9 protein-coding genes are annotated in these 9,650 nt (G+C 64.9%); 4 read left to right on the top strand and 5 right to left on the bottom strand.

The features are described 5' to 3' along the window. Window positions 1-38: 38 nt before the first annotated feature. From ACLL97_RS05980 to ACLL97_RS05970, 3 genes are all read right to left on the bottom strand, one after another. Window positions 39-1,196, bottom strand: a complete 1,158-nt coding sequence (locus ACLL97_RS05980) for an ArgE/DapE family deacylase (protein ID WP_411279571.1) — start codon at window positions 1,194-1,196, stop codon at window positions 39-41. 10 nt (window positions 1,197-1,206) lie between these two features. After that, window positions 1,207-1,929, bottom strand: a complete 723-nt coding sequence (locus tag ACLL97_RS05975; RefSeq protein WP_411279570.1) for a hypothetical protein — start codon at window positions 1,927-1,929, stop codon at window positions 1,207-1,209. Window positions 1,930-2,145: 216 nt separating this feature from the next. Further along, on the bottom strand, window positions 2,146-3,060 hold the full coding sequence (locus ACLL97_RS05970; protein WP_411279569.1) for a hypothetical protein: 915 nt from the start codon (window positions 3,058-3,060) through the stop codon (window positions 2,146-2,148). Between the two features lie 281 nt (window positions 3,061-3,341). Between ACLL97_RS05970 and ACLL97_RS05965 the strand changes: the two genes are divergently transcribed. From ACLL97_RS05965 to ACLL97_RS05955, 3 genes are all read left to right on the top strand, one after another. Next, window positions 3,342-4,484, top strand: a complete 1,143-nt coding sequence (locus ACLL97_RS05965) for a CaiB/BaiF CoA transferase family protein (RefSeq protein WP_411279568.1) — start codon at window positions 3,342-3,344, stop codon at window positions 4,482-4,484. A gap of 114 nt (window positions 4,485-4,598) precedes the next feature. After that, window positions 4,599-5,159: an RNA polymerase sigma factor gene (locus ACLL97_RS05960; protein WP_411279572.1), complete on the top strand. Its 561-nt coding sequence runs from the start codon at window positions 4,599-4,601 to the stop codon at window positions 5,157-5,159. Then, entirely contained in the window at window positions 5,159-5,626 is a 468-nt protein-coding gene (locus ACLL97_RS05955; RefSeq protein WP_411279567.1) for a hypothetical protein, read from the top strand. Before ACLL97_RS05960 ends, ACLL97_RS05955 begins: the two co-directional genes overlap by 1 nt. A gap of 149 nt (window positions 5,627-5,775) precedes the next feature. Here the strand turns inward: ACLL97_RS05955 and lpdA are convergent, their stop codons facing one another. Next, a complete protein-coding gene (gene lpdA / locus ACLL97_RS05950) occupies window positions 5,776-7,188 on the bottom strand; it encodes a dihydrolipoyl dehydrogenase (RefSeq protein ID WP_411279566.1) in 1,413 nt (470 codons plus the stop codon). A gap of 103 nt (window positions 7,189-7,291) precedes the next feature. Between lpdA and ACLL97_RS05945 the strand changes: the two genes are divergently transcribed. Further along, entirely contained in the window at window positions 7,292-8,449 is a 1,158-nt protein-coding gene (locus ACLL97_RS05945) for a porin (RefSeq protein ID WP_411279565.1), read from the top strand. 457 nt (window positions 8,450-8,906) lie between these two features. On the opposite strand, the gene ACLL97_RS05940 is transcribed toward ACLL97_RS05945, so the two are convergent. Continuing rightward, a partial coding sequence (locus ACLL97_RS05940; protein ID WP_411279564.1) for a 2-oxo acid dehydrogenase subunit E2 occupies window positions 8,907-9,650 on the bottom strand: 744 nt, incomplete at its 5' end.

Below are 9,650 nucleotides of genomic sequence, written 5' to 3'. Positions count from 1 at the left end.
TCCCCCAGAGATCCCAGCTCTCCCCCCCCCCAGCGGCCTTACGACCGCCCCCACGCGGAGCAGACCCCTTCCAGTATCTCCGCCGCCCGCTCAATCTCCGCCACCTCCACCCACTCCGTAGCCGAGTGTGCGCGCGCAATATCGCCGGGCCCAAAGCACAGCGCGGGTATTCCCGCCTCGGCGAACAGCGCCGCATCGGTCCAGCACGACAGCCCGACGAGCTTCGGCTCGAGCCCACTGGCGTTGCACGCCACGTTCATTGACGCAATCAGTGGGGCATCATGCGCGAGGTCGAGCGGTGGCTGCGCGCACACGAGCGAGACATCGGCTTGGAAGCCCGGTCGCGCGGCGGCGAGTTGGTCGCACATTGCCCGCACATCGGCCAAGGCCTGTGCTCCCGTCTCACCGGGAAGCGTGCGGCGTTCAAGGTGCAGCGTGCACCGTTCCGCGTAGGTCGACCAGCCGGTTCCGCCCACGATCGATGACGCGTGCAGCGATGCGCGTCCGAGCAGGGGATGGATACGTTTGGTGAGCAGGTCCTGTTCGTAGTGATCGAGCGCCGCCAGCAGCAGACCGGCATGGCGGTTCGCATCGATGCCCACGTCGTAGCGACTACCGTGTGCCGCGCGACCGTGCAGCACCACCTCGATCCAGGCGAACCCCTTGTGCGCTGGCGCGATCGCCAAGCGCGTGGGTTCGGTAATGATTGCCCCGGTGGCACGCAGTCCCTGCGCGAGCAGCGCACGGGTGCCAATCGACTCGTACTCTTCGTCGCATACGGCGGTGATGATGATCTCACTCGTCAACGCACCACGCGCCGCCGCGCGGGCGGCGGCGACGCACATGGCGGCCACCCCGCCCTTCATGTCGGTGGAGCCGCGCCCATACAGGTTGCCATCGCGCACATCCGGCGCGAACGGCGGGTGGGACATGCCCTCGACGCCAACGACATCGAGGTGTCCGTTGAGAATGAGCGGGGTGCGTCCCGTGGGGCCGATGCGGGCGATCACATTGGCGCGACCGGGCGCGATCTGCTGCAGCGCCACCGCGAAGCCCCACCCGCTCAGCACGGCGGCCAGGTGCGTGGCGCAGGCGAGTTCACCCGGCCCATCGGGCACGAGTGACGGATTGCGCGAGTCGATCGCGACCAGCGATGCGGTCAGGGCGACGGGATCGAGCGGATATCGGTACGTCACGAGGTACAGTCTAGGCGTCGGGCGAGAGCCGCGACACCTCTACGCCCGTGGTGGCGATGCGCCACGGCAGGATCTCGCCGTACGGAGCGACGGCTTCGACCACGCGCGCCACGTCGGCCACATCACTCACGATCATGACCGATCCGCCGCCGCTAGCTCCGAGTGCCTTGAGTCCCTGCGCACCGGCGGTGCGCGCCGCGCGCTCGAGCGCGTCAATCCGCTCGGTAGTGATGCGCGGATGCAGAGCGCGCTGATAGACCCAATGCTCGTCCACAAGCGCGGCGAGCGTGGTCACGTCGCCGGCGTGCAGCGCACTGCGCATTCCACGGGCCAGCACGGCCATCCGGTCGAGGGCCTCAAGCACGCGCGGCACGCGCTCGCGGTAGGCATCGAGCACCGCGGTAATCGTGCCACCGGAGATGCGCGATTCACCGGTATATACGAGGGTGATACGCGACTCGAGTGCGGTGATGGCGGAGGCCATGAGCGGAATCTCCTCCACGGTGACGGACTCTCCAAAGGTCAGCCCCAGCGCACCACCGAACGCGGCCGCGTAATGATCCTGCCGCCCGCCGGCGATGCCCAACTCTTCGACCTCGAGCACTCGGCTCCACTCGGCCAGCCTCGCCGGACGGGGAGTCTGACCTTGAGCGAAAGCGATGGCGGCCAACAGGGCGACGCCGGCCGCCGACGATCCGCCAAGTCCGGCGCCGATCGGGAAATCACTGGCCATGGTAACGTGTCCTACAAATCCGGACCGCCGCAGCGCGGCGGCAACCAGCGGCATCCGGTTCTGCTCAGCGGGACCGTCGCTCAACGTAACGCGACTGCGTCGTTCAATGGCGAGGTTACATACGAAGCCGCCTCGCTCTTCGGGATAAGGTGGGACATCTGTCCACCCTCCTCCGAAGTCGAGGCGACTCGGTGCCGACGCGACGAACACGTCGTGCTACTTCTTCTTGGCCGGCGCCTTCTTTGCGGGAGACTTGGCCGCCGACTTGGCCGGTGCCTTCGCGGGAGCCTTGGCCGGTGCTTTGGCGGGAGCCTTGGCCGGTGCTTTCGCGGGAGCCTTGGCCGGTGCTTTGGCGGCAGCCTTGACCGGTGCCTTCGCCGGCGCCTTGGTGGGTGTCTTGGCGGCAGCCTTGGCGGGGGCCTTCGCCGTCGGTGCCGCGGTCTTGGCAGCTGGGGCGGCCTTCGCCGGTGCCGCCGGAGCCTTGGCAGCCGGCTTCGCTTCGGCCTTGGTCTCCACCTTGGCTTCCACCTTAAGTTCTGCCTTCGGTGCCGGCTTGGCCTCGACCGGAGGGTCGATCACGTCAACCTTCGGCGCGGGAGGCTTCGGCGCCGGCTTCGGTGGAAGCGGAGCAAACGTCACTTTGTCCGACGGCTTTTGCGGTTCGATGCGCATGGCAGCCCGCGCCTCGAGGGCGGCTTCAGCAGCGGCCGCCGGTGCGGTGACTGCCTTCGGCAGCTGGCCAAGCGGAACCGGCTTTGGCGGTGGTGCCTTCGGTCCCGGGATCGGCAGGGAGCCGTGCTTCGCAATATACGCCGCCTCCGCCTGCTGAATCAGCACGTCGGCCTCTTCCTGACCCATCTGGCCGCGGCGGACCATGTAGTTGATCAGGTCGCGCGCGCTCTCGATCGCGAAGGCGCTGAACCCAGCCGCCGCCCCGATAACCTCGCGCATCGCGCCGGCCATCTTGCTGCCGGCCTCCAGGCTGATCTCGTGCGCCCGCTGCGCCATCTCGGCGGCCGTGTCGCGTGCGTCTGCAGCCCGATGCCCAGGGCCACGGCGAGGCGCCGGACTGGCAGGAGGTGCGTCACCTTCGGTGATCGTGTCGTCGTCAGCCTGCGGCAAATCGGCCATGGGTCGAACGGACTCCTTCCGCCTGCAATGGAGGTAGAGGTGGTCGCCCGACTTTTCTACAGAGGGATACCGCTCAGGCCTCAATAGTATGGTCCAGGTCCACCAGAACTGGGGTAACTATATGATTTTCAGTCATCTATGCAAGGTATAGGGACATGATTTGCGAAGCGAACCGCATATTATAGCGGTATCGCGCTGGCCCGCAGGCCTGCGCCGTTCGGATCACCTGCGTCACATTATGCGATAAATTCGCGCCGTTAATAGCTCATCAAAAGAACACCATGAAGACATTACCGCTCGATGGTATCAAAGTTGTCGATCTTTCGCGAGTCCTTGCTGGACCGCACTGCAGTATGACCCTCGGCGATCTCGGCGCCCAGATCATCAAGGTCGAGCGGGCCGGAACCGGAGACGACACCCGTGGCTGGGGCCCGCCCTTCGCCCCCGACGGCGAGTCCGCGTACTTCCTGAGCACCAATCGGAACAAGTTGTCGCTGGCCGCCGACTTCAACTCGACCGCCGATGTGGAGTTGCTTCACACGCTGATTGCGGAAGCCGATATTGTGATTGAAAACTTCCTACCCGGTGTATTGGCACGGTACGGGCTCGATGCTGATCGTTTACTGGCGCGGCATACCGCGCTGATCTGGTGCACGATCTCCGGCTTCGGCCCCGATAGCGCGCGTCCCGGATACGATTTCGTGATTCAAGCCGAAAGCGGCTGGATGGCGATCACGGGCGAGCCCGTCGGCGATCCGATGAAAACCGGGGTCGCGTTGGTCGACCTGATGGCCGGCAAGGACGCGGCGATCTCCATCTTAGGGGCATTGGCCGGCCGCGAGCGACTGTCCACCGCCGCTGATCGGCGGATCCATGTCACGCTGAGGGCGTCGGCGTTGGCTGCCCTGGCCAACGTCGCGCAGAACACGCTGGTGTCCAGTCGCGACGCCCTCCGCTGGGGAAACGCGCACGCCAATCTGGTGCCGTACCAGCTCTTCGCCGCTGCCGACCGGCCATTTGTCCTCGCGGTGGGAGCCGATCCGCAGTGGCCGCTCGCCGCCCGCGCGTTCGGGCTCAACGACCTGGCCGATGATCCCTCGCTCGCCACGAACGCCGGTCGGGTGGCACAACGTGATCGCGTCGTGACCGCCATACGAGCCGCGGTGGCAGCACGATCGGCCGCACAATGGATCGCCGCGCTCGAGCAGGCGGGCGTGCCCTGCGGCATCGTGCGTGGCGTGCAGGAAGTGTTGCAGCAGGCCGAGCGCGACGGCCACGCGTCAGCGCGCACTGGCATCGCGCCGCAAGGGCATGGTCGCGTTCGCTACTTGCCGCCCCATCTCGATGAACACGGCGTACTCATCCGCAATCACCACTGGAGTGCATTCCATCACGTGCCGATACTCCCAGCACGACCTGCGTGACCTCCTCCACGACCATTCGTCCTCCCTGCGAGACGAACAGCGACGTTCTTTGTGCTTCGTTTGTCGGAAGGGGTGTCAATACCGTTAAGACGGCGTTATCCTAGCGCCGTGACCATGACGGAAGAAGAACCCACTCCCGCAGACGTCGATACGGATCAGGACGTCATCTCCCGCATTCTGGCGGGCGAACGCGATGCCTTCGCGATGCTGATCGGTCGATACAGCGATCCGCTGTATCGACATGCCTTAGGTATGACGGGAAGTCCCGACGTCGCCGAAGACATTCTTCAAACATCGTTCATCAAGGCCTATCACCATCTCGGTGAAGTCCGTGGTCGATTCGATGCTTGGCTTTTTCGGATCGTTGCGAACGGGTGCAAGGACTGGCTGAAGAACATTCGGCGCACGCACCTGAGCTACGACGAAGACGACCAGCCCTCCACCTTCGCGAGTCCCGATGAGGACCTCGACCGCACTGAACTGCGGCAGGACCTCGACTCAGCCCTCGCGCAGTTGGCCCCATCGCTCAGGGAGGCCTTCATCATGAAACATGTTGAAGGACGCTCCTACGAAGAGATGGCGGATCTCTTGGGTACAACCGTAGGGGCACTGAAGATGCGCGTGCATCGGGCACGAGAAGCCCTTCAGACTTTGCTCGAGGAGAAATACGACTGATGCTCGACCGACATGAAGCGCATGACGACCGGAACCTCGGTCAGGATTTGCCGCAACGCGACGCCGCGCCGGTTGCTGATCGTACGGTGGCAGATCGCGAAGTGCCGCTTCCCGGTACGGCAGCGGCGGGCGACGGCCCCGCACTCGTGATCCAGCAGTGGCTCGATGGGGAAACCAGCGAGGCCGAGGCGCGGCGGGCCGACGCCAAGCAGGTGGACTTGTGGAAGATGATTTCGGCGGAAACCGACCAGCGTCGTCGCATGACGACACCGGCCTCCCTGGCCGCGAATATCATGGCTGCAATTCCCGACGCCCGCCCGGCAACAACGACCGCCAGCGTGACGACCACCTCGACCACCTCGACCGGCGCGATGGTCGAACCTCAAACAGCGCGGTCGATGACGATGATCGCGATGCTCGGCGCGGGGATCTTCGCGATCGGCATTGTGATTGGGAAGATGCTGTAGGGTAGGGTAGGATAGGAAACTGAAAACTCCCTAGGACGCAGGAGGGAGGAAGAAGGGGGCAGGAGGCAATGAACCGCATTGAGCGGCCTGCTTCCTGCCCCCTTTCGCCTCCCCCCTGCTCCCTAGGAGTTGGCAGCGGCGGTTCCCGACTACATGTGTATCGCGCGCCCCAATGCCGCCAGTGCCGCTTCCTTCACCGTCTCGCTGAGCGTCGGGTGCGAGTGCACCGTGATGCCGATGTCTTCAGCGCTGCCGCGATACTCCATGGCCAAAATCACTTCGCTCAACAAGTCGGCCACGTGCGGGCCGATCATGTGACAGCCGAGGATCTCGTCGGTGTCCTGATCCACGACGAATTTCACAAAGCCCTGCGTCTCGCCCATCGTGCGCGCTTTGCCGTTTGCGCTGAACGGAAACTTGCCCACGCGGTACGCGCGTCCGCTCGCGTTCACCTCTTGCTCGGTGAGGCCTACGGTGGCGATTTCGGGCGACGTGTATACAATGCCCGGGATCGTGCGGTGGTGCATGTGCACCGGCTTGCCGGCGATCACTTCCGCCGCCACGACGCCCTCTTCTTCGGCCTTGTGCGCGAGCAGCTTGCCGCCGCACACGTCGCCGATCGCGTACACACCCGGCAGGTTGGTACGCTGCTGGTCGTCGACCAGAATGTCGCCGCGCGAGCCCATCGCGAGTCCGAGCGCACCGGCGTCGATGCCGCCGGTCGAGGACTTGCGACCTACCGACACCAGCACGTAGTCAGCGTTGAGTTGTGACGCCACCCCGTCCTTCTCCACGTGCACGCGCACGCCATCGGAATGGATGTCGGCGCCGGTCACCTTGGTGCCAGTATGAATCTCGAGCCCCTGCTGGCGGAAGATCTTGTCCGCCTCCTTCACGAGATCGTGGTCGTTGCCGGTGAGAATGGTGGGCAGGAACTCGACCACCGTGACCTTTGCCCCGAGACGACGCCACACCGATCCGAGTTCAAGGCCGATCACGCCACCGCCCACGACCACCAGATGCTTCGGCACTTCCGGAATCGACAGCGCGCCCACGTTTGACAGCACGCGCTGCTCGTCGAACCTGAGGAATGGCAGCTGCACCGGCACGGAGCCCGTGGCGATGATCACCGAGGTGCCCTGCCAGTGCGAAATCGTACCGTCGGCCGCTTTCACTTCGACCACGTTGCCGGGCTGTAGCGTGCCGTAACCTCTGGCCCACGTGATCTTGTTCTTCTTGAACAGAAACTCGACGCCTTTCGTGTTCTGCGCCACGACGTCCAACTTGCGCGCCATCATCGTGGGCAGGTCGATCGACGCACCGTCGACCCTGATACCGTGCTCGGCCGCATGGAGCCGCAGCCATTCATACTGCTCGGAGCTCTGGAGGAGTGCCTTCGACGGGATGCACCCGACATTCACGCAGGTGCCACCAAGCGTCTTGTCGAATTCGACACAGGTGACGGAGAGGCCGAGTTGTGCTGCGCGAATCGAGGCGACATAGCCGCCTGGGCCGCCGCCAAGCACCACGACGTCGGCAGTTTGGAGAGTCGGGGAGGTCATGCGGGAAAACTAATTCCAGGTGAATCTTTTGTGGGATCTTCACGGTCGATGCCGGCGAACCCCCTCGCCGCGCGCAGCACGCGCGCTAGCGTTCAAGGGACCTATGACTCCCTCCACTGCTCTCAAGGCCGCGCGTTTCGCCATGATCGCGGCTGCCTCGTTCGGCACCGCGGCGCCGATCACGGCGCAGCCGATCACGGCGCAGCCGATCACGGCGCCGCCGATCGCCGTCGACAGCGCGCGACGCGTTACCTTCGGCGCGTTCCTCGATGGCGTGTACGCGTTCGACGTCAATCGTCCACCGGCACGCGACCGCGCGTTCACGACGCAGCCAGCGCGTCACAATGAGTTCAACATCAATCTCGCGTTCATCGAAGTGAAAGTGACCGGTGATCGCGTGCGCGGTCGACTGGCGTTGCAGGCCGGCACGTCGGTGCAATCGAACTACGCGGCCGAGCCGCGTCAGGGCAGCGTGAGTGGTGACGTCCTCGCCCGGTCGCTGCAGGAAGCGTACGCCGGCTATCACCTCACGCCGCGGCTGTGGATCGACGGCGGCATCTTCTATTCGAACTCGGGCATGGAAGGGTGGACGAGCCGCGACAATCCGGTGTATACGCGATCGCTGGTCGCCGACTTCTCGCCGTATTATTCCACCGGACTGCGCGCCACTTGGCAGGTCACGCCGGCGCTCACGGCGCGCCTGGATGTGGTCAACGGGTGGCAGAATATTTCCGAGAGCAACGACGACAAGAGCCTCGGCCTTCGTTTCGATCTGGCGGCCACGCCGACCACCACCCTGTCGTGGTACGGTTACGCCGGAAACGAAGCCGGATCGCAGCGGCGTCTGTTCAACGGCGTCGGCTTGACGTCGCGCTTGGCGGATCGTCTCGACTTGCTCGCGCAGGTTGACGTCGGTGCGCAGCAGTGGCGCGACAGCGTGACGGCGGTGCAGACGACCCACGGGTGGTACGGCGCGACGCTCGTCGGTCGGCTGTGGGTGACGCCGACAGTGGCGCTGGCGGCGCGCGTGGAGCGGTTCGCCGACGGCGACGGCGTGCTGGCCACAACGGCCACTGGCGCCCCGTTCCGGACGAACGGCGCGTCGGTCGGTCTCGACGTTCGGCCGGAACCGAAGGTACTCTGGCGCACCGAGCTGCGCGGCTTGGCTGCCGCGGACGCCGTGTTCCCCACGACTCGCCAGCTGTCCGGATTCTCGCGGCGGAACGGCGTGTTCGTGACGTCGCTGGCGCTCACGTTCTGAGTCGGGGACTGCCAACGTGCGTTCGGAGTATCGGGTGACGTATCGAGTCGTGGGTTCAGCCCATAACTCGAAACCTGGACGCAGAACCCCAAGCTCACGAGAGCCCCAACGCCGCGCCTCGCGAGGTAACGCTTCGGGCACGCCGCGCAAATCCCCATTGGCAGCTGCGGCGTAGCACGTACATTGAAAAGAGCAGTAGCCCTCGCTCGCACGGCGTGACTGTACGCCAGCCCGCGCGTCATTGAACACAGTGGCACGCATTTCGCAACGCCACTCGACTGTGTAGCACAGCAATCGTCAGACACGGCCCCAACCCTCGCGTTGAAAACGTGCGCTGACGAAGCCCGACGTCCCGGCGGAAACGCTTAGGGGCGTCGTGGTGCTTTATAACTGGGAAGTAGGGAGTACGGAGTACGGAGACGGGTGTAGCCCGTACCGCGTACCCCCTACTGAGCAGTTACAAAAGCATCGCCGCTGGGTCTTCCATCAGTTCCTTGAAGCGCACCAGGAACAGGACCGCTTGCTGGCCGTCGATCATCCGGTGGTCGTACGAGAGCGCGACGTACATCATGGGACGGATTTCGACCTTGCCGTTGATCGCCACCGGACGGTCCTGCGTTTTGTGCAGGCCCAGAATGCCGACCTGCGGATAGTTGATGATCGGGGTGGAGAGCAGTGAGCCGAACACGCCGCCGTTGGTGATCGTGAACGAGCCGCCGGTGAGGTCGTCCATTGACAGTTTGCCGTCGCGCGCGCGCTTCGCCACGGCCGCGATGTCCTTGCCGATCTGCACGATGCCCTTCGTGTCGGCGTCCTTCACGTTCGGCACCACCAGGCCGGCGTCGCTGGCCACCGCGATGCCCATGTTCACGTAGTGCTTGTACACGATGGTGTCGCCGTCGATCTGCGCGTTCACAGCCGGGTAGGCTTCCAGCGCGAGGCAGGCCGCCTTCACGAAGAACGGCATGTACGACAGTTTGACGCCCTGTTCCTTCTCAACACGTTCCTTGAGACGCTCACGGAGGGCCGTGATGGCCGTCATGTCGATCTCGTTGAACGTCGTCAGGTGCGCCGTCTGATGCTGTGACAGCAGCAGATTCTCGGCGATCCGCTTGCGGCGCGTCGTCATCTTCTCGCGCGTCTCTCGCGTACCCCGCGACGCTGCCGCAGCTGCCGGAGCTGCCGGAGCGGCCGGAGCTGC

The sequence above is a fragment of the Gemmatimonas sp. genome (genome assembly GCF_046594945.1).
Classification (GTDB): domain Bacteria; phylum Gemmatimonadota; class Gemmatimonadetes; order Gemmatimonadales; family Gemmatimonadaceae; genus Gemmatimonas.
This window is presented reverse-complemented; position numbering and strand designations above follow the sequence as displayed.